Raw genomic sequence first — 19,737 nt, 5'->3', positions numbered from 1 at the left:
GCGGTTGGCCTTCAGGACACGGAGCGGACGCGGCGCGCGAACCGCTCCTGCGGTTCGGTCAGGGCCGCACACGTGTGCACCAGGTAGGCCATCACGATAGGCGGAGCACCGGCCAGCGGCCGCACCGCGACGCCTCTGCACTGGTAGCCGGCCAGCCGCGCGGCGGGTGCGATGGCGATGCCGTACCCCGCAGCGACCAGCGTCATCGCCATGTCGAAGGTGCTGACCACCTGCTCGTGCATCGTTGGTGCGTCCCCGACCAGTCGATGCACCAGGGCCTGCCAAGGTTCGTCCGCAGTCGATTGCGCGCAGATGAGAGGCTGCTTCTGTAGTTCATGGCACGGCACTTCGCGATGAATCAGCAGGTGCGAACGCTTGGCGACCGCGACGGCCAGCGTGTCATGCCACAGCGGTTCGCACACCCAGCCTGGCCAGGCCACATCCACGGTTGACAACGCGAAGTCGAACCCGTCTCTCGACACCTCACTTACCGGCGTGCTGCCCGCACATTCGACCAGAGCGGCCGCGGTTTCAGGCTCTTCGGCGCGCTGCAGCGCCAGGACGTCGGCGAGCTGCGAAGGCACCCACTCGCCGAGCACGGCCACGCGGATCGCGGTGGAGGCGTCGCTTGATGTCACGGTACTGCTTCCTCCCAAGGCACAGACTCGTGGGGGCGAAGGCATCAAACGTGCAATCGCGCTTTTGAGTTAAGTTTAACGTGGTTTATCTACGGGCAATGCTCGACGCTTTTGCTGATGCAGAAGCGCCCGATTCAGAGAGGCCGACCCACCGGCACGACCACCTACGAAGCAGAACCAGCCATCGCGTTTGGGGCCGCCGTTCGCGATGAGAGAACCAGCCAGGGCATCGCCCAGGAAACGCTGGCTCACCTGGCAGGCATCGAGCGCTCGCACGTAGGAAAAATCGAGCGCGGCGAGCACACACCCACGCTCCCCTTGATCCTCAAGATCGCCCGTGCGCTGAAATGCAGTTCTGCCCACCTGATGGCCCTGACCGAAGCCAAGCTGGCCGAACCGGCTCCCTCCAAGTCAGAGGACTGAAGCCGGCCCGGGGCGTGGCCGCCTACCTATCCCTGCTCGTCGTTATCGTTTTGAACTGCGGGATTTTCGCGCTTTGGGGGCTTGGTGGCGAGACGCAGGTAAGGGTTATCGGGCGGCACTTCCCCGAATAGCGCCTCGGGCCGCGCCAGCAGGTAGCCGTGCAGCCGGCGCGATTTGCGCGGGCCGGTCACGTCGCAGGTCCAGATATTCAGACCGCTGGCCTGCTTGCGGTGCGCCCCCAACTTCTCGAAGCGCTTCTGCACCCACTGCCACGCCTCCAGCTTCTCCTGCTTGGCGACGGCCGCGACCTGCGGATGTTCCTGCGCGTAGCGCTGGAACACGCCGGGGCTGACCAGGTAGGCCGTGCCAGCGACGGTATGCACCAGAGCCTTGGCGTCGTTGATGATGAGCCTGCGCGATCCCACGCCCTGGGTCAGCCAGGCCATGAAGTCTTCGCCGGAGGGCTCGGCCTGTGGGCGGGGTGTCAAAGCTGGTGTTGTCGGCGGCGGCGGCGCGCTGGCCAAGGAATCTCCTTCGGCATCTGCCCGCGCGTCGGCGACGGGCTCGGGCGGCGTCGAGAGTGGCGCCGACGCGGCAGGTGCCATGTCCAGCAGATCTAGCAGCGCACCCACGCCGTTGTCCGCAGCCGTGGACAGGACCAGCGGCGCAGCGCTCGGCGCAGGCCCCAGCTGAGCCGCACCAGGCGCAGGGGGTTCCGGCTGCGCTACGTCCTCCTGCTCGACCCGCACCTGGCCGGCGAACGGCGCGGGCCGTTCGGCCGCCTCCCAGATCAGTGCGGGCGAGAGCTTCAGGAACGTGAAGCTGTGCGACCAGCCGGCATCGCTCGCGACCGTGGCCTTCCAGATCGCCTTGCCGTTCGGCGTGGGCAAGGCGATGCCGTGGTCCTGCAGCACGTTGAACACCGCCGTGTTGCTGGCCGGGATGCCGTCGATGCCTTGCTGCAGCAAATGCGCGCGCAGTTTGTCCGAGACGGTCTTGCTCACCAGCCAGAGTGCGTCCTGGGTCAGCCAGCCGTCCGAGGCCTGGGGCTGGTTCAGCTTGAATTCCTCCCGCAGCAGGAAGCGCAGGCCATCGAGCAGCTTGCGCTGCAGGGCGTGCTTGGGCGCGGCCAGTGCCTTGCTGGGATCGCCGCCGAGTTCCTGGGCCACCGAGGCCTGGTCGGCCTGCACCACCAGTTCGCCAAGAGTGCCGGCGTGCTCGTACTGGCCGGCCAGCACGTACAGAAGCGCAGCCCACAGGTCGGGGTAGTCGGCGAGCCAGTCGAAGATGCCTGGATCGAGCAGCCGGACGTAGAGCAGTCCGGTGGCGGCGCTGTGCAGCCGGTATTCGCGCTCCTTGCGATAGCGGAAGCGATACGGCCGCCGCAACGGGCCGTGCCAGGGATGCCAGACGGTGCCGTCCGCGTACTCCACGTGCAGATCGACGGCGACCTTGCCGACGTCGTGCAGCAGCGCCGCATATGCGGTGCCTGCCGTCCAGGCTTCGGCCTGGGCGGCTTGCGCCTCCGGCGTGGTGCCGGCGGGCAGCAGGTGCGACTGCCGCAGTTTCAGCGCGTAGGCGACGATCTCCAAGCCGTGGTCCAGCATGCCGCCCGGGTAGGCATGGTGATGGCTTTCAGACGCCGGGAATTGCTGGACCAGCTCGGCGTAGCGCTCCAGTGGGCCGAGGTAGAGCGTGGCGAACTGTCGGCGTGACAGCGAGGTGCGCTGCCAGATGTGTTCCAGCAGCCGCTGCCGGCGCGGCGTTGCCAGCAGAGATGCGGCCGGCTCCGGCCGCATCAGCCCTTTGCCGGGATCGGCGAGAGGTGTGGGTGTCGGCCCCGCGCGAGAGGACGGTGGCGGCCGTTTACGTTGGAACAGCGAGAGCATGGCGAACCCCGGATGGTGGCCGGTCGGGGGAGCCTTTTGGCCTTTTCAGGATAGGGCCTTTCCCCTTGGCGCCCTTCCTTTGCCCCTTCCCAGCCCTTTGGCCTTTGTCGGAAGCCTTTGGGTATAGGGCCGCTGCTGCGCGGGTGCCACGATGAATGCGGCATGGGGCAATCCCGGCAAGTGGGGCGCTGCGGGATGTTCGTCAGCTCTGGCCCAAGCCGGTGTCGAGGGCGGCGGATTGCGCTGTGAAGTCGTCGGGACGGCGCTTGCGGAAGGTTTCGAGATTGGCGAGCTTCCAGCGCAGTGCCGGCAGTTGCGCGGCGTGCTGGCACTGCACCAGCGACCAGTCCGGTTCTGCGCGCGCCAGCCCGCTCAGAAACTGCTTGTGCGCGGTGCTCAGTCGCTGTGGCAGTTCGCGCCGCAGCCTGGCGCGAGCGTCGAGCAGTGTCTCCAGCGAGCAGTCCACTTCGGTCATGCCGACAAAGGCCCGCTCGTACTCGCCGGCGATATCCTTGTCGTTGCCGAACAGCATTTCGTGGGGCGGCCGGTTGTGGCCCGCCAGATAGATCACGAAGCACTCGACCATGCCGTCGCTGATGTCGCCCGATTCGTAGAGCTGCCACACGTCGAACAGGTCGCGGGGGTGCTGCCGATCCAGCGCGGCCACCAGCTTGCTGGCGTACAACTCGTCCGGTGCCAGAACCGGCAACTCGAACTCGACGCCGAACAGATCGCTGGTCTTGGCGCTCAGAGGCCGCCGCTCGACGGGCAGCACGCTGCCTCGAAACACGACGTTGACCTCGATCTTCACCTGGTGGGCGTCGTTCTCGACGATCAGCTTGGTGTCCCCCAGGTCCTTGGCCCGAACCAGGCGTGTCTGCACGCCCAGTGGTGCAAGGCGCGTGGCGATGGCGGCCAGCTCCTGGTTGATGGCTTGCAGCGCTTCGTCGCGCGGCGTCTGCCACGGGAGGTACACCACGTCGATGTCCACCGACAGGCGCGGCATGTCCCGCACGAAGAGGTTGATGGCCGTGCCGCCCTTCATGGCGAAGATGTCGTTGGCGAACACGTCGGGCGCGACGGCCAGCAGCAGGCGAACGGTATCCGCGTAGGTCTTATCCATGAGGTCTCAGGCTCAGCAGGGTGCCGTCATCGAGCCGGCTCATCCAGCGCGTGTTGCTGCCGGTGCGAACCGGGTACTGCTCCAGCAGGGCGTCGACATCCACGAGGCTGGTCTCGCGCGCCCAGGTGAGGAACAGGCGCACGGCCTTCACGCTGGCGCAGCAGGACAGCAGTTGCCCGAGCAAGTCCTTGCGGGGGGAACGCAGTCCATCAAAGATGTTGCGGGCCTCTTCGAGGCTCTGCTTGACACCGGCTTCGTACAGCAGCTCCAGAACGGCACGCTCGGAGGCAGCCACCCGCAGATCCTCGGGCAGGCCAGGCGGCGTGGTCAGAGTCTTGCTGGCCAGCGCCGTATCCGGCCAGTCGAACAGGCGGGCGTGGACATAGCGGGCCGGAAAGCGCGAGGTGAACCAGGCGGGCAACGCGAAACGACCGTCGCCCCACAGCACCAGCGTCTCCCGGCTGCCCAGGTTGTGCCGCACGCCCTGCAGGGCCAGGGCGCTCTTGCCGCCGACGTGCAGGCCGGGCACGCGCTGTTGCAGGAACTTCAGCGCACCGTAGACCCCGAACTCATCGTTCGGGAAGGCATAGACGCCATGGGCCAGGCGCACGAGCCACCCGCCGTCGGCATAGTGGGCGGCGAGCTGGGGCGACACCCCGAACTGGCTCAGGGTGGCAAGGTCGAACGGCGCCCCGCGGGGGAGTCCCGCCTGCAGTCGCTTGATTACCTGGTGCCGAGAATTTCCATCCATAGTCGCTTGATTACCTGGTGCCGAGAATTTCCATCCATGTTATAAAAATAACACAGAATCCAATCGACCCCTAGAGCGATTGCAAGAACGTGCATGGAAAGTAGCATAAGGCTTGATTTATCGTGCAGAATCTAATCGATCTGCGACCCGAGCCAACCCGGCTCTGCCGGCCGCAACCCGCCCTCCTGATCGCGGTCTATGCTGGAGGGCAGGCCACGACCGGCCGCTCCGCGAGGTGAGGCACCACTGAAGCCGAGGCATATGAGCATGACCACCAACACGCACAACGGGCGCTGGAGCCACCGGCTGGGCCGGGGGGCTGGCCGTGCCTGGCGTGGATACCTGCGCCGCGAGCAGCGTGTAGCCGGCAGGCTGGCGCCGCGCGGCGTGCGCCTGAGCAATGTCACGCCCAGATTCATCTCCAGCTTGCGAATCGTGCGTGACAGTGGAGACTATTCTATGTGGAGCCGCCGAGCGGCTCGGCCGAAGTGCAGTTCCTCGGCCACGGCGATGAAGCAGCGAAGATGGCGTAAGTTCATGTTTGCTCCCTATTGATGTGATCAGTCCACATGATCGTAGGGAGCCGAACCGGCGCGGAAGAATCACGTCTGTATCGGAATGCGAACCGTCCCGAGGGTGATGCTCAGATGCATTTCGCCCACGTCTCGGCCGACGGCGAGGTGTCGTGAGTTTCGCCGCGTCAGCCTCATGCCACAACATCAGGATGTGGAGCGCGCGCGCTGTGCGAAGCGTTCTTGGGTTTCGGTCAATGACGTGCAGGGGCGCAGTAAGTACGATGTGGGGTGCCCCGGCCAACAGGCGTACCGCGACGCCCCCGCCCTTGGCCACAACGGCTTCGTCAGCGTGCGGGACACGCCGGCCAGTCGAGGCGTCGGCAGTTCCACTGAGTCCCGTGTTCCTCCTGCACGCTACCGACGCGGCCCGTTCTCACCCTCTGGCGTGGTAGTGCGATCAGCAACGTGGCCGGCCGACCGTCGCAGCCCGGTAAGGCCTGACCAGCCGTACCATCAGCGCAGGAGCTACGGATGGACCGCCGCAGCGGAAAGGTGGGTCGTGGCGAGCGGGACACTACCCGGTTTGGCTTGACGTGGGGCTACTTCTTAAGCGCGAGCATGACGACGCCCGCGCCGGTGATGCAAACTGCCAGCCATTAACGCAGCGATGGACGCTCCCCGAGAAACAAGATAGCGAACGCGATTACCAGCACGATGCTCAATTTATCGATGGGCGCCACGAGTGAAACTGGACCGACTTGCAGTGTCCTGAAGCAGCAAACCCAGGATGCGCCGGTAGCAACGGCCGACAAAAAGAGAAACAATAACGATCTATTAGGCAGTTGGAGCGTTGGAGCGGATTACTCCATTTGCCGGTAAATAGCACAAACAGCGATAGAAGGACACCTATGAAAACAGTGCATACTAGGGTAACCAGGTCAGTGTCGATTCCCTGTACTCCAGTCTTGGCCAGACCGCTATCGCAGCCGCGAATATCGCAGACAGCAGCGCGCAAACTAGCCAGTCGCCGGATTCAGCCATGTTGAACCTGTTGCAGACAAGCAAAGTAGAAACGTGCAACTCTCCAGCCGGCGAGGCCAACGAGACTTCAGAAAGATTTGCCGGACCCTTGGGTGAGAACTTCAAACGCATACCCATGCTAACTGCCGCGAGGAAACTCCTGCCTATGTCGAGGTGTCATGTTCTCGTCGTCGAAGACGAGCAGACGATCGCGCAAAACGTCGTCGAATATTTGGAAGCGCAAGGGTATACGGTTGACATCGCTTACGATGGAAAGGCCGCCTTGGTGCAGTTGGGGCAGCAGACCTTCGATGTGCTGGTGCTCGATTTGGGGCTCCCGCGGCTCGATGGTCAGCAAGTCCTGCAGCAACTACGTCACCAACTGGGACTAACCCTCCCGGTGCTGGTGCTCACCGCGCGGGAAGCCATGTCTAGCAAACAAGCCTGTTTCGAGGCTGGCGCGGACGACTACTTGGTCAAGCCGTTCTCGCTGGCGGAGCTTTCCCTACGAGTCCATGCCCTACATCGTAGAGCGACTGGTGCGATGTCGAGTGGCCCGCTTCGCGCAGGACCGCTCAGGCTGGACCTGCGAGCGCAGCAAGCGTTTGTTGGCGACAAGGTTGTCCACCTTTCGCCGCGTTGCCTTAAAATCCTCGAAGTGCTGATGCGAGACCCCGGTCGGTTGGTATCGCGAGCGGAGCTTGAGGAAGCCCTCTGGCCGGACGGCCCGCCTGACAGCGACGCACTGCGAAGCCAGATCCACTTGTTGCGCAGGGCGCTCAGTCAAGAGGGGTTCAATGGCGTGGAAACCCGCCACGGTCTTGGCTGGCGATTGCAAACGGCGGACGAAGCATGAGCTTGCGCCGACGCGTCATGGCCGCACTGGTCTCTCTGGTCGCCCTGTTCACCCTCATCCAGGGCGGCATCGCAGTGCTGTCCCTACATGAACAGGAAGATGAACTCGTTGACGAACTTGTCCTGGCCGAGACCCATCGCTTGGCCCTTCGACTCGCGGAGAGCGGCCCCGCCGCAATAAGCAACAGCCTATTGCCGAAAAGCTACGAGGCGTGGTGGGTTGGCAAGGGCGGTTCCGTGCCTCGCCCACTGCCGGCGGAGATGAAAGACCTGACGGACGGCCCGCATCGGGACAGCTCGCCAGGGGCGGAATATCACATCATGGTGATGCCGGTGGCGGAGGGACGTCTATATGTTCGCTACAACGCCGTCCGCAACGAAGACAAGGTACGCGCCTTTGCCGTACAAGTTTTCGCGCTGGCATTGGTCTTCATCGGACTGGCGGCGTGGATTGCCAGGTATGTCGCCGCCGTGCTGATCGCGCCGTTGGAGAAGGTCGCTCAATTGCTTGACCACTGGGCTCCGGCATCCGAGCCCGGAGAGGCGCCTCCTGCCGATGAAGAACAACGTGTTCTCAAGGCCTTCCAGCGTGTTCAAGCCCGTTGGGAGCTGGGATTGGCTCGGGAGAACGAGCGTTTGACCGACATCCACCACGAGATTCGTACACCGCTTACAGCACTCCGCACGGACCTTGAGATGCTGCAGAGCCAGGGCCTGCGCGATGGCGATCATGCGTCGTCACAAGCCTCCAGGGGAGTCACGCCGTCACAGCGCCTTCAAAGAGCTCTCATCGCGATCGATGCGATCACCGGCGCGCTGGAGTCGATGCGTGCCCTGCGAACGGGTCAGGCGTCGCCGGCCGAACCTGTCCTGCTGGCTGATTGCATTGACGATGCGTGGGCAAGCCTTGGAGATCTGCCGGAGAAGCGGGCACTGACCCTATCCAACGAAGTCGGCAAGAAGGTGGTTGCAGTCGTGGACCGGCAGGCGTTGATGGCGATCCTGCGCAACCTGTTTCGCAACGCGGCGGAGCATGCCGCTCCAGCCAAATTGCGGGTCAGCTATGCGGAAACGCAACTGATCGTCGCCGACGACGGGCCGGGCATACCTGAAGAGGAACGCGCCTTCGTGTTCGATCGCTACTACCGCGGGCGGCTCGCCGACGCACCCGCCGCTCAGGACGCCAATCACTCGGCGAGCGACTTCGAGCGCGGGCTTGGCCTGGCCATTGCGCGGCAGGTCGCCGAGGCCAATGGATGGCATCTGAGCGTCACTGCAGCAGTCCCTAGAGGGACGCAGTTCTCGATTTCTTTTAAAGAAGCCCAGGCGATTTGACGGAACTTTGACGAGGTATCGACGGGAGCCTCACGACCCTGTCAATACACTGCTGAAGACTTTGAAAAAGGAGTCTTCCGATGTTCCGATCAGATTGCGGCACATGGCCGCCCCATAGCCATTTCTGGCTCCGTGTCGGCGTGTTGCTGCCTGTGGGGCTTGCAGCGTGCGCGCTGCTGTTCAGATACTCTGGACTCGATGCCGCGCTGAGCAGCTATTTCTACGATGCCGCGCAGCACCGATTTCTGGTCGGCACCAATGGCTGGATCGAACTGCTGGGCCATCGCGTCGGCAAGTCTGTCGTCCTGGTCTGTTGGATGCTGCTGCTCGCCGTCGCGATTGCCGCTCCGAGGATTCCAGGATTTGCCCGGCATCGCAGGCTGGTCTGGACACTGGTTCTGGCCATGGCGCTCGGGCCAGTCGTCGTCACGCTGCTCAAGAACATCAACAGCCACGCCTGCCCATGGAGCCTGAAGGCCTATGGCGGTGCCGCCGAATACAGCGCGACTTGGTTCGTGTCCCGCGTGGAGGCAGGTCGCTGCTTTCCGGGTGGACATGCGGCTGGCGGCTTCTCGATAGTCGCGGTCGCATTCGCCGGGGCAGTGCTGCGTCGCCCCAGGCTGTGCCGAGCAGGCCTTTGGCTGGGGCTTGGCGTCGGCGCTTCTTTCAGCATTCTGCAGGTCGCTAAAGGGGCTCATTTCATGAGCCACAACTTGTGGGCGGCAGCGATCGACCTGTGGATGGCGGCACTGGTGTTCAGCCCGCTGATGGCCCCGGGCCGAGCTTCCCCCTCGTATACGAACTCTGTCTCAGCAGAGGGTCAGCAATGAGCGGCCTGACATCGCAAGGCCGGATCGAAGCTGACGTCAGACAAGAGATCGCTGCAACACCCCCGAAGCAATGGTCTGTCGAGCGCTTGGTGCTTGTGGTCATCGGCCTGCTGGTGGTGTTTGCGAACCTGCCTTTCTGGCAAATCGCGCTGGCCGGCCGGAGTTTCGACGATCCGAAGACTTGGCAGTTCGTCTTCTCCACCGCGATGCTCATTGCTTGGCTGCACGCTGTGCCGGCCCTGATTCTGAGCACGCGCTTCACGGTGCGGCCAGTGTTGACCTTGTTCGTATTGAGCGCCCTGATTGCACAGCACATGATGCGGCAGTATGGCGTGGTACTCGATCCGTCGATGCTGCGCAATGCACTGCGCACCGACGTGCGAGAGGCCTCGGAACTTATTACGCCATGGTTTATCGCGAATGTGTGCTTCGCCAGCGTGGCTGCGGTCGCAATCTGGCGTATCCCGCTGCGCCAACATTCGTGGCGCAGGGCGCTGGGTGTGAGAGTGCTCACGGTGGTTGGTGTAAGCGTAGTAGGGATCGGTGCACTTCTGCTCGGATTCCAGGACTTTTCGTCAACCATGCGGAACCAGAAGGGGCTGCGTTATCGAATCACTCCTGCGAACGTCATCTATTCAACGATTCGCGTACTCGCCGACGATCTGAGAGATGCTGCGCGGACTGCTGAACCGTTGATGCCGATCAGGACTGCGAGCGCTGCGGTTGGCCAGAAGCCGCGGCTGCTGGTTCTGGTCGTCGGTGAAACCGCGCGGGCGATGAACTTCTCCCTCAACGGCTACCCGCGACCGACAAATCCAGAACTCTCCAAGCGCTCCATCATCAACTTCCCGCAGACGAGCGCGTGCGGAACTTCGACGGAGGTGTCGCTGCCCTGCATGTTCTCGTCCCAAGGACGTGCCGACTACGACGAGGCGCGCATCCGGGCAAGCGAGTCGCTCATCCAATTGCTGGCTCGCGCCGGCATGCGTGTCGTCTGGCTCGATAACCAAAGCGGCTGCAAGAATGTGTGCGCGGGCGTCGAGTTCAAGGATGTGTCCTCCAGCAGCATCGACTCGCCCCTTTGTCCGGGCAACCGCTGTTTCGATGGGGTTCTCGTGGAAGGCCTGCGCGAAATCATTGATGTCGCCAGCAAGGGGCCGGCGCAGGATACCGTGGTTGTCCTGCATCAATTGGGTAATCACGGTCCTGCCTACGCGAAGCGCTACCCTCAAGAGTTCGCCCAATTCAAACCAGAGTGCAAGAAGGCAGAACTGCGAGACTGCAGCAGGGACGAGATCGTCAATGCCTACGACAACGCCATCCTCTACACCGATCACATCGTCGCATCGATCATAGACCTGCTTGCTACGCAAGAGGCGCGGTTCGATGTCGGCCTGATCTACGTTTCCGACCATGGCGAGTCACTCGGGGAAAAGGGGCTCTATCTGCACGGCATGCCCTATGCGATTGCACCGCAGGAGCAACTGGCCGTGCCAATGGTCTGGTGGTTTGGCGGAACCGGCGCGCGTGGCTGGGACGGCATCGATGAGGCCTGCTTGCGCCGACGCGCGAGCCAGCCGGCGCATCACGACAATCTGTTCCATTCGGTGCTGGGGCTCTTTCGCATCGAAACGGAACGCTACGTCGCTGACCGGGACCTGATCGGCGCCTGCCGGCGGCAGCGGAGTGCGCCATGAGGGCCGTCAACCCGCACAAGGGCCGCACGGGGCTCGAACGAATCGGCTATGCCCTGGCCCACTCGGCGGAAGGACTCAGGGCCGCCTTCATGGGGGAGAGTGCATTTCGCCAGGAAGTGCTGCTCGCCTTCGTGCTCGCACCACTGGCTCTTTGGGTGGCTGGTGATTGGAGGGAACTTGCGCTGCTGATTGGCTCGCTCCTTCTGGTGCTGATCGTCGAGTTGCTCAACTCGGGCATCGAGGCCGCAATCGACCGGATTTCCTATGAGCAGCACGAACTGTCCAAGCGCGCAAAGGACATGGGTAGCGCGGCTGTGCTGATTGCGCTCGTGCTGTGCGGATTAGTTTGGTGCCTGGCACTGTGGGCGCGATTCTCATGATCAGCCGTCTTGAGCTTCGCTGGTTGCGCAAACCTGGCTGGGCGCGGCTTCCATTCTCTGTCACCATTCTTGCCACGGGACTCTTCTTCTTGCTGGCGCATGAAGCGGTGATCGAGCACGAACACGGCGCCCTGGAACTCTACTGGATGGAGGTGCTGAGTACGCTGCGCATGGAGGTGCTGACATCCGTATTGCTTTGGGTGAACCGTGTCCACGATAAGGTCATCGCCAGCCTCGTCATCGTGATCCTCGCGACGCAGATCTATCGGCGCCGCTGGCGCCAGTTCTGCCTCCTGCTCATCATGGGTCCAGGCGCCATGCTCCTGAACCTGCTAGCCAAAAATGTCTTTCAACGGCCCCGACCCCAGGTGGATGCGTTGGTATCCGCTCATGGCTATGCATTTCCCAGTGGTCACACGATCGCAGCCGCCGCCGTGGCGGCCATGCTCATTCATCTGACCTGGCGCGAAACAACATCGTCCGGTTGGCGCGGGGCGTCTGTGGTTCTTGCAGTGCCGATGGCCTTGGTGGTGGGGTTCGGCCGCGTGTACCTTGGAGCCCACTATCCGTCGGACGTGATGGCAAGCCTGCTGGAGGCTGTTGCCTGGTCCTGCCTTTGCATCGCGGTGGACTGCGATCGACCGGACCTCTCACGAACACCATGAACTGTCGAAGCACCGCGGACACCTCGTAGAGACGGGCATGGCATCGAAGGGATTGCTGCATGGATCGAATGAAACGGGTCGGAACGGCCGAGCCAGAACAACGAACAAGGAGGCCGTCATGGAACTGAGATTGCTCCGCTACTTTGTGGCGGTGGCTGAGGAACTGCACCTGGCACGTGCCGCCGAGCGGTTGGGCATCGACCAGTCGCCGCTGTCGCGTGCGATGCGCGACCTAGAAAAGGCACTGGGCGTGGCGCTATTCGACCGCAGCAACCGCCAGACACGCTTAACCTGGGCCGGCCAAGTGCTGTTAGTGGAGTGCCGGCGCGTGCTGACGACGCTGGATCAGGCCATCCAGGCCACAAAAGGGGCGGCACAAGGCTACCAGAGCTATTTGCGCATTGCTATCTGCGACAGCCTGGCTCAACCACGCGTCGCCACCTTACTTGCGCGAAGCCGCGAGGAAGAGCCCGAGTTGGGGATTCGGGTCTTCGAGTTGCCGTTCTCGCAGCAGCTCAAGGGGCTGCACAACGACCTGCTGGACATCGGCTTTGCGCTGTCGGATGCGGTCAACGATGGGTTGGTCGCCGAGCCGGCCTGGAGCGATCCGCTGTCGGTGATCGTGCCGACGCGCCACCCGCTGCTGGCGCACGCGCAGGTCAAGCTGGACGACGCTTTGAAGTTCCCGCTGGTGCTGTGCCATCCCGAGGCAGCTTCAGGCTGCCACCACCAGATCGAGGCGGTGCTCGGAGGCGCTGCTGTCGCGCCCAAGGTGGCGGATCGCGTGACGAGCCTGGGTGTGATGCTGACGCTGGTGGGAGCCGGCTACGGCATCGGCTTTTGCATCGGTTCGCAGGTGCAGACTTGGCAACGCCAGGACATTGCGATTCGGTCGCTGGCGGGCGCGCCGCCCACGCTGACCACCTACTTACTGCGCCGGCAGGGCGAACCCTCCGAACCGATGAAGCGGTTCATCGGGCGGGTGAAGGGCATGAGCCCGCCGCCAGATGATGGCCTGCCACCGATCACCGACTGACGTTGAACCTCGATGGCTGTGGGTAGCCGTCACCGGACGATGATGGAAGCGCTGCGTTGACTAGCACGCCAGACTGGTACAATATCTGGCCTTATCCCGTGTAGCGAATGGGAAAAACCCGTTATCAATCAACGGGTTGGATGCCGGGGATAGTTCCCTTCGCCCGCTCCAATACCGAACGCCAAGGCGGCATCCGGTCGCGCGGGGATCAAGCACGTGCTTGTACGCTTCGCGCCGTCTGTCCGAACAGCAATTTCTTGCCTTCTTCAGTGACCGCCGGTCGGTTCGCGTAGGGTTCGCCCTTCTTATAGGCGCGAAGTGTGGCAGGGCGCTCTTGCACTTGGCGGAACCACCGGTGCAGGTTGGGAAAAGCCTGCAGGTCCTGTTGCTGGCGCTGCCATGGCACGATCCAGGGGTACGCCGCCATATCGGCGATGGTGTACTCATCGCCGGCAATAAAGGCGCGGCCAGCCAGGCGGTGGTCCAGCACGCCGTACAGCCGGTTGGTTTCTTTGACGTAGCGGTCGATCGCATACTGGATTTTCTCGGGTGCGTAGATGCCGAAATGATGATTCTGGCCAGCCATGGGGCCCAGCCCGCCAACCTGCCAGAACACCCATTCCATCACCGTCTTGCGCCCGCGCACGTCGACCGGCAGGAACCGGCCGGTTTTTTCGGCCAGGTACTGCAAAATGGCTCCCGATTCGAAGACCGTGATGGGCTCGCCGCCATCCGACGGCGAGGTGTCGATGATGGCCGGCATGCGGTTGTTGGGCGAGAAGGCCAGAAATTCCGGCTTGAACTGGTCGCCCGCGCTGATGTCGACGGGGTGGATCCGGTAATCCAGGCCGGCCTCTTCGAGGAACATCGTGATCTTGTGGCCATTGGGCGTGGGCCAGTAGTAGAGCTCAATCATGGTGCGGTTTCCTGTGTGCAACTTGTTTGGGGTCAAGACTGGCCAGCGCGGGGCGAACCATTCCCTCGAGCAGGGCGCGTTCGGGCTGGGTTCTTGCAATGACGCGTAATCCGACGTGCACAGCCAGCAGCATCCGGCCCAGGTCTGCGGCGGATTGGGACGTGGTGATGGTTCCGTCCAGTTGGCCAGCCTGGACGCATCGACGGAAGAAGCCCTCGATATGTTCAAGCACCCCGGTCACGATTTGGCGGAATTCCGGATCATGGGGCGCGACTTCCAGCGCCGAGTTCACCAGCATGCATCCTCTGCGCAGCTTATCGTCCAGCGAACGCTGAATGATTTCCGCAAAAAATGCGCTGATTGCCTGTAGCGGGGGCAGCCTGCCTTCGAGCCGGCGCACGCGATCCGCAAAAGTGGTGTCGACGTAATGATCGAGCGCCCTGCGGTACAGGCTGCGCTTGTCGCCGAAGGCGTTGTACAGGCTGGCGCCGGTCAGGCCCATCCGGTCGGCCAGTTCCCTGATCGAGGTGGCCTCGTAGCCGTGTTCCCAGAAGCAGTCGATCGCGGCAGCCAGGGCTTCAGGTTCATCAAATTCTCTTGGTCGGCCCATATTGCGGTGGCCAGGCGGCCTGGCACTACTCAGGTGTTTATCTATGACTTGACCATTTTAGATCGATTGATTTAAAACACAAGGCCGCACTGATCCGCTTCTGGTCGCCAGGCGTCCGGCGCCTGTCGCCATTGTCGATATTGCCAAAGAGGAGACATTGCAAATGATCCGTTTTTATTATCATCCGACGCCCAATCCCGCCAAGATCTCGCTTTTTCTTGAAGAGACCGGGCTCGATTACGAGGTGGTGCCGGTAGATACCAGCAAGGGCCAGCAGCATGACCCGGCGTTCCGCAAAATCAATCCCAACGGCAAGGTTCCCGCAATCGTGGATCTGGATGGGCCCGGTGGGCAGCCGGCGACGGTGTTCGATTCCACGGCTATCCTGATCTACCTGGCCGAGAAGGTCGGGCGCCTGCTCGGCCAGCCCCAGGACCGCCCCCAGCTGTTGTCATGGCTGCTGTTTCTGGCCAGCGGCCTGGGGCCTTTCTCGGGGCAGGCGGTGCATTTCCAGTATGCGGCGCCTGCCGGCCTGGACTATGCCGTGAACCGCTACCGCCGCGAAGCCGAGCGTCATTACCAGGTACTGGACAACCATCTGGCCGGCCGGGAGTTCATTGTCGGCAATGAATACACCATTGCCGACATCTCTGCCTGGGGCTGGCTGGACAGGGCGTCCCGGGTGATGAAAGGCGCTGAGGACCCCCTGGCGCCTTATCCCAACATCAAGCGGTGGTTTCAAGCGATTGATGCCAGGCCGGCGGTTGCCCGCGCGCGGCGGGTGGGAGCCGATATCGAATTCAAGAAGGTGAATGATGAGGAGACCCAGCGTGCGCTGTTTCCCTCGAATTTTCCGCCGGTGCCGTGAATAAGCCGTTCGGATGATTTCTGTTTGAGCCCTACCGCTCGCCATCCGCGCCGGCCAGCGCGCAAAGATGGGATGGCCGGCGGAAGATTGGCCTGCGAGTGCTGTGCCCGGCATGTCAAGCCTCTTCAACTTGATCGAGATACTCGCCGTAGCCTTCACGTTGCATGTCGTCGCGATGGATGAACCGCAGCGATGCGGAATTGATGCAGTAGCGCAGGCCCCCGCGGTCTGCTGGACCATCCGGGAAGACGTGGCCCAGATGGCTGTCGCCGTGGACGGATCTCTCACCTCGGTCCTGACCATTCCATGAGTTGGACGTTCATCGTAGCGTTCGCGCAGTGCCGTGTGGTCTCAATATGGTCCTGATTCGTCCATATGTTGGCGTGGCCGGCATAGCTGCCCGCGTCTCGTCAGTCGGCGATGCATCGCACCATCGTTGTTCACCAGAGTGCGGATGAGTGCCGTTTCTGCACCGCGATGGGGAACCAGGAAAAAACGCAAGGCGCCCGCGCGAAAAGACCCAAAAAACGCTTGGAATCTCGCGGTAACTGGTGCAGGATAAATAAATACTTAGCTATCAATATTTTTAGCTAAGAACTCTGCCCGACACCTTTTCTCTTGCGAGGCGTTATGAAACAGCACAAGGTATTTTCGTGTCATTCCGGCCGTATGGGCCGCCTTATCCTCACATGTGCGCTGGCCGGCCTCGCCCTTGGCGGTGCGCAGGCTGCCGCGGCCGCTGCAGCCTATCCCAGCAAGCCGGTCACAGTGGTGGTGGCCTATCCGCCGGGCAGCGATACCGACGGCATCGCGCGCCTGTTCGCAGAAAAGCTCAGTGCGCGCTTCAAGCAGCCGGTGATCGTCGAGAACAGGGCGGGTGCCACCGGTACGGTCGGCAATATCTATGTCAGCCGTCAGGCGCCGGACGGCTATACCTTGTTGTTTACTCCCGCGCCATTCAGTACCGCGCCGGTGGCGTTGAACTTGCCGGCGTCGTCCAGCTACGACGTGGTGAACGGCTTCACCCCCATCATCCAAACCTCCTGGCAGCCGCTGGTGCTGGTCGCCAATGCCCGCACCGGATTCAAGACGGTGAAGGACATGATCGACGCTGCCAAGGCCGGCAAGCAGATCGCCTACGGCGCACCGGGCGTAGGCTCGCCTATGCACGTGGCGGCCGAACTTTTGAACGAAGAGGCCGGCGTGAAGACCCAGTTGGTGCCCTACAAGGGCGTGGCGCCGGCAGTCACCGACGTGGTGGCGGGCCACGTGCAAACGGCTTGGGTAACGCTGGGCTCGGTGGCGCAGTACGTGAAGGCGGGCAAGCTCAACCAGTTGGCGATTACCGATCCGGAGCGTGCCGCGATCGCGCCCGATGTGCCGACCTTGCGGGAGCAGGGCTACAAGAACGTCAGCGTGACGGCTTCCTGGAGCGGGTTCATGGCTCCCAAGGGTACGCCCGCCGAGGTGGTGGAGCTGATCAATCGCCACATGAACCAGGTCCTGAAAGAAAAGGATGTGGTGGAGAAGCTTGCCGTATACGGCGCCTATCCCGCGGGCGGCACGCCGGAAGACTTGGCCAAGGCCAATCTGCGCGAATACGAAGTGGTGGGCGGGGCCATCAGGAAGCTGGGTATCACCGCGCAATAGCGCGGGCCGGGTACGGGCCGGAGAGCCGGCTGATCTGCTTTGACAGCACGGCTACCGGCTTTTAATATTGCCAATTATATAGATTGCTAATTAATAGTCGGGGATGCGCATGTTTCTCAGGAACCAATGGTATGCCGCCGCGCGCGGCGGCGAAGTGGGCCGTTCCTTGTTGCGGCGGAAGATCCTGAACGAGCCCATCGTCATGTACCGCACGCTGGACGGGCAGGTGGCCGCGATCGAAGACCGCTGCTGCCACCGCCACGTGCCGCTGTCGATCGGAAAGCTGGTGGAGGATCGCGTGCAGTGCGCCTACCATGGACTGGAGTTCGACCGTCGTGGCTGCTGCGTCTATGCGCCGGGGCAGGAAAAGCTGTCTGCCAATGCTCGCGTGAAGGCCTATGTGGCCGTCGAAAAATGGCAGCTGGTCTGGCTCTGGATGGGCGATCCGGAACGGGCCGACGAAAGCCTTATTCCCGACTTCAGCGTTACCGAGCAGCCGGGCTGGGCCGCGTTGGGCGAGACCCTGCACCTGGACTGCAATTACCTGCTGGCGATCGACAACCTGCTCGATCTCAGCCACATCGCCTATGTGCATGCCCGCACCATCGGCACGATCGATGTTGCCCGCACGCCGGTGCAGACCGTTCGGGAAGGCGATGCAGTCATCGTTTCGCGCTGGATGCAAGACGTCCCCCCGCCGCCCATGTTCGTCAAGCTCGGCGGTTTCACCGGGAATATCGACCGCTGGCAGATCGCCCGTGCAGCGGCGCCGTGCTATGTGTGGCTGGACGTCGGCGGCGCGGCGGTGGGCACCGGTGCGCTCGAGGGCCGGCGCGACCACGCCTTCCGGCGTTGGAACCTGAATTGCATCACGCCGGAAACCGAAACCTCTTCGCACCTGTTCTGGACCGAAGTGCGTAATTTCGGCCTGGACGACCCGGCCGTGGGCGAATCTCTGCGTGCGCAGATGGCGCTGACCCTGGCTGAAGATGCGGAGGTGCTGGCCATGCAGCAGCAGGCCATTCTTGATAACCCCGACGCGCCTGAGATCGATATTTCCTTCGATGCCGGGGCGATCCGTTTCCGGCGGATGATCGAACGCAAGCTTGCCGAGCAGGAGGCACAGGCCATTTCCGCCCGCACGTAGTAAATTCCTGCAAGGAAGTGGGAGCCCCACGCCAAGGGCCGGCGGGGCGCCCACGTTAGGTGCTCAAGGAATTGAATGGCGAAAACGAAAAAGGCCGACCTGGCTCGCCAGGTACTGGAATACAAGCTCGACGACAGCGTCGGCTTCATGATCACGATTACCGAGCGGCGCTTGAAGAAACATCTGACCGAGGCGCTGGCTTACGAAGGCTTTCCCTATGGGATGTGGTTTTTCCTGCGGGTGCTGTTCGAGGAGGACGGGCTGACCCAGAAGGAGCTGAGCAACCGCGTGGGCATGACGCAGCCCACGACGGTCAAGGCCTTGCGGGATATGGAGGAGTACGGCTTCGTGCGTATCGAGAAAGACGCCGAAGACCGCCGCCGCATGCGCATCTTCCTGACGGATAAAGGGCGCAAGGTCGGCGCCCGGATCCTGCCCATCCTGAAGGAGTTGAACCGCTTCGCACTGAAGGGGGTTACCAAGGAACAGCTGGAGGTCTTGCGGCAGATCTTGCGCAAGGTGCGCCAGAACATCGACAATGGGCGCTTCGTGCCGCGCTTGGTCGATGAGGAGGAATAAACAAAAGCCCGTTGACGGGCTTTTGTGCTTTTACAGGCCGTTGATGACGCCGCCGTCCACAGGCAGCGCGACCCCGTTGATGTAAGACGCCTCGTTGCTGCACAGGAAGCCTACGGCGGCCGCGATGTCTTCCGGTTCTCCGAAACGGCCCACCGGTATGCCGCTGAGCTTGTTCTTGGTGTATTCGGCGGCTTGGTCGCCGGCATGGGCCTGGCCCCCGCGGAAGCGATCGGTCATGATGCGGCCCGGCACGATGGTGTTCAGCAGCACGCCGTCGGCCGCTACTTCCTTCGACAGATACTTGAACAGCCCATGCACGCCCGGGCGGGTGGCGGCCGAGGTGACCAGGTCGGGAATGGGTTCGCGTACCGAGCGCGATTGCACGGTGACGATGCGGCCCCAGCCCCGTGCGCGCATGCCGGGCAGCAGGCGCTTGAGCAGGCGGGTAATGGCGATGACCGACATTTCGAAGGCGGCGCGCAGGTCGTCCTCGTCGATCTCGTCGAAGCCGCCGCGCTTGGGCGAACCGCCAATGGCGACCAGCACGTCCACGCCGCCGTGTTTCGCGTCGATGGCATCGGCCAGCCGCAGGATGTCGTCGTGCGAGGTAAGGTCGGCCGGCATGGACCAGACTGCGCCGCCTCGGGCGGCGGCACGCACTTCCTCTGTAGCCTGGGCCAGCAGGTCCGCGCCGCGGGCGCACATCACCACGTTGGCGCCCTGGGAGGCCAGTTGAAGGGCACAGGCTTTGCCTATGCCTTTGCTGGACGCGGTGACGAGGGCCGTGCGGCCGGTAAGATCGAATGCCAT

Annotated in this window: 21 protein-coding genes and 2 pseudogenes; 13 read left to right on the top strand and 10 right to left on the bottom strand. The window is 63.0% G+C overall.

The features are described 5' to 3' along the window. Positions 1-11: 11 nt before the first annotated feature. Positions 12-638 (bottom strand): substrate-binding domain-containing protein, encoded by a 627-nt coding sequence (locus QHC78_RS03185; RefSeq protein WP_009521875.1) that lies wholly within the window; start codon positions 636-638, stop codon positions 12-14. Between the two features lie 117 nt (positions 639-755). On the opposite strand from QHC78_RS03185, the gene QHC78_RS03180 reads away from it, so the two are divergent. Beyond that, positions 756-1,061, top strand: a complete 306-nt coding sequence (locus tag QHC78_RS03180) for a helix-turn-helix domain-containing protein (RefSeq protein ID WP_009521874.1) — start codon at positions 756-758, stop codon at positions 1,059-1,061. 26 nt (positions 1,062-1,087) lie between these two features. Here QHC78_RS03180 and mobH read toward each other — a convergent pair whose 3' ends face one another. The 3 genes from mobH to QHC78_RS03165 all read right to left on the bottom strand — a co-directional run bounded on the left by mobH (position 1,088) and on the right by QHC78_RS03165 (position 4,824). Further along, positions 1,088-2,950: a MobH family relaxase gene (gene mobH / locus QHC78_RS03175; RefSeq protein WP_319742414.1), complete on the bottom strand. Its 1,863-nt coding sequence runs from the start codon at positions 2,948-2,950 to the stop codon at positions 1,088-1,090. A gap of 202 nt (positions 2,951-3,152) precedes the next feature. After that, a complete protein-coding gene (locus tag QHC78_RS03170) occupies positions 3,153-4,073 on the bottom strand; it encodes a nucleotidyl transferase AbiEii/AbiGii toxin family protein (RefSeq protein WP_319742413.1) in 921 nt (306 codons plus the stop codon). Beyond that, positions 4,066-4,824 (bottom strand): type IV toxin-antitoxin system AbiEi family antitoxin domain-containing protein, encoded by a 759-nt coding sequence (locus tag QHC78_RS03165; protein WP_164926676.1) that lies wholly within the window; start codon positions 4,822-4,824, stop codon positions 4,066-4,068. Before QHC78_RS03165 ends, QHC78_RS03170 begins: the two co-directional genes overlap by 8 nt. Before the next feature lie 198 nt (positions 4,825-5,022). Here QHC78_RS03165 and QHC78_RS21185 point away from each other — a divergent pair. Then, positions 5,023-5,172, top strand: a pseudogene (locus tag QHC78_RS21185) (DUF3742 family protein); the annotation flags it as partial. Positions 5,173-5,192: 20 nt separating this feature from the next. Here the strand turns inward: QHC78_RS21185 and QHC78_RS03155 are convergent. Beyond that, positions 5,193-5,363 (bottom strand): annotated as a pseudogene (locus QHC78_RS03155) (LysR family transcriptional regulator); the annotation flags it as partial. Between the two features lie 632 nt (positions 5,364-5,995). Continuing rightward, a complete protein-coding gene (locus tag QHC78_RS03150; protein WP_296465331.1) occupies positions 5,996-6,151 on the bottom strand; it encodes an EamA family transporter in 156 nt (51 codons plus the stop codon). Between the two features lie 374 nt (positions 6,152-6,525). Here QHC78_RS03150 and QHC78_RS03145 point away from each other — a divergent pair, with 374 nt between their 5' ends. The 7 genes from QHC78_RS03145 (at position 6,526) to QHC78_RS03115 (ending at position 13,157) form a co-directional block, all read left to right on the top strand. Beyond that, on the top strand, positions 6,526-7,215 hold the full coding sequence (locus QHC78_RS03145) for a response regulator transcription factor (protein WP_296465328.1): 690 nt from the start codon (positions 6,526-6,528) through the stop codon (positions 7,213-7,215). Then, positions 7,212-8,549: a sensor histidine kinase gene (locus QHC78_RS03140; RefSeq protein ID WP_319742412.1), complete on the top strand. Its 1,338-nt coding sequence runs from the start codon at positions 7,212-7,214 to the stop codon at positions 8,547-8,549. Before QHC78_RS03145 ends, QHC78_RS03140 begins: the two co-directional genes overlap by 4 nt. 80 nt (positions 8,550-8,629) lie before the next feature. Then, positions 8,630-9,379 carry a phosphatase PAP2 family protein gene (locus QHC78_RS03135; RefSeq protein WP_296465291.1) on the top strand — a complete coding sequence of 250 codons (750 nt, stop codon included), beginning with the start codon at positions 8,630-8,632 and terminating at the stop codon, positions 9,377-9,379. After that, on the top strand, positions 9,376-11,076 hold the full coding sequence (locus tag QHC78_RS03130; RefSeq protein WP_296465289.1) for a phosphoethanolamine transferase: 1,701 nt from the start codon (positions 9,376-9,378) through the stop codon (positions 11,074-11,076). The genes QHC78_RS03135 and QHC78_RS03130 overlap by 4 nt, the downstream gene beginning before the upstream one ends. After that, complete coding sequence (locus tag QHC78_RS03125; RefSeq protein ID WP_296465287.1) at positions 11,073-11,456, top strand: diacylglycerol kinase; 384 nt, start codon at positions 11,073-11,075, stop codon at positions 11,454-11,456. Before QHC78_RS03130 ends, QHC78_RS03125 begins: the two co-directional genes overlap by 4 nt. Next, on the top strand, positions 11,453-12,121 hold the full coding sequence (locus QHC78_RS03120) for a phosphatase PAP2 family protein (RefSeq protein WP_296465285.1): 669 nt from the start codon (positions 11,453-11,455) through the stop codon (positions 12,119-12,121). The genes QHC78_RS03125 and QHC78_RS03120 overlap by 4 nt, the downstream gene beginning before the upstream one ends. 118 nt (positions 12,122-12,239) lie before the next feature. Beyond that, positions 12,240-13,157 carry a LysR family transcriptional regulator gene (locus tag QHC78_RS03115; RefSeq protein WP_296465283.1) on the top strand — a complete coding sequence of 306 codons (918 nt, stop codon included), beginning with the start codon at positions 12,240-12,242 and terminating at the stop codon, positions 13,155-13,157. Between the two features lie 208 nt (positions 13,158-13,365). Here the strand turns inward: QHC78_RS03115 and QHC78_RS03110 are convergent, their stop codons facing one another. Both QHC78_RS03110 and QHC78_RS03105 read right to left on the bottom strand, forming a co-directional pair. After that, on the bottom strand, positions 13,366-14,073 hold the full coding sequence (locus QHC78_RS03110; protein ID WP_319742411.1) for a glutathione binding-like protein: 708 nt from the start codon (positions 14,071-14,073) through the stop codon (positions 13,366-13,368). Then, positions 14,066-14,683, bottom strand: a complete 618-nt coding sequence (locus QHC78_RS03105; protein ID WP_319742410.1) for a TetR/AcrR family transcriptional regulator — start codon at positions 14,681-14,683, stop codon at positions 14,066-14,068. Before QHC78_RS03105 ends, QHC78_RS03110 begins: the two co-directional genes overlap by 8 nt. Positions 14,684-14,846: 163 nt before the next feature. Between QHC78_RS03105 and QHC78_RS03100 the strand changes: the two genes are divergently transcribed. Beyond that, positions 14,847-15,551, top strand: coding sequence for a glutathione S-transferase family protein (locus QHC78_RS03100; RefSeq protein ID WP_319742409.1), 705 nt, complete (start codon positions 14,847-14,849; stop codon positions 15,549-15,551). Positions 15,552-15,666: 115 nt separating this feature from the next. On the opposite strand, the gene QHC78_RS03095 is transcribed toward QHC78_RS03100, so the two are convergent. Beyond that, a complete protein-coding gene (locus tag QHC78_RS03095; RefSeq protein ID WP_495886034.1) occupies positions 15,667-15,810 on the bottom strand; it encodes a peptide-methionine (R)-S-oxide reductase in 144 nt (47 codons plus the stop codon). Between the two features lie 410 nt (positions 15,811-16,220). Here QHC78_RS03095 and QHC78_RS03090 point away from each other — a divergent pair, with 410 nt between their 5' ends. The 3 genes from QHC78_RS03090 to QHC78_RS03080 all read left to right on the top strand — a co-directional run bounded on the left by QHC78_RS03090 (position 16,221) and on the right by QHC78_RS03080 (position 18,927). Beyond that, complete coding sequence (locus tag QHC78_RS03090) at positions 16,221-17,201, top strand: Bug family tripartite tricarboxylate transporter substrate binding protein (RefSeq protein ID WP_413816412.1); 981 nt, start codon at positions 16,221-16,223, stop codon at positions 17,199-17,201. A 109-nt stretch (positions 17,202-17,310) separates the two neighbouring features. Beyond that, a complete protein-coding gene (locus QHC78_RS03085; protein ID WP_319742407.1) occupies positions 17,311-18,348 on the top strand; it encodes an aromatic ring-hydroxylating dioxygenase subunit alpha in 1,038 nt (345 codons plus the stop codon). A 75-nt stretch (positions 18,349-18,423) separates the two neighbouring features. Beyond that, complete coding sequence (locus tag QHC78_RS03080; RefSeq protein WP_319742406.1) at positions 18,424-18,927, top strand: MarR family winged helix-turn-helix transcriptional regulator; 504 nt, start codon at positions 18,424-18,426, stop codon at positions 18,925-18,927. Between the two features lie 30 nt (positions 18,928-18,957). Here the strand turns inward: QHC78_RS03080 and QHC78_RS03075 are convergent, their stop codons facing one another. Next, positions 18,958-19,737, bottom strand: coding sequence for an SDR family oxidoreductase (locus QHC78_RS03075; RefSeq protein ID WP_319742405.1), 780 nt, complete (start codon positions 19,735-19,737; stop codon positions 18,958-18,960).

The organism is Pigmentiphaga sp., assembly GCF_033795525.1.
GTDB lineage: Bacteria > Pseudomonadota > Gammaproteobacteria > Burkholderiales > Burkholderiaceae_B > Pigmentiphaga.
Note: the sequence above shows the minus strand (reverse complement) of the source record. Positions and strands in the feature narration are given on the sequence as shown.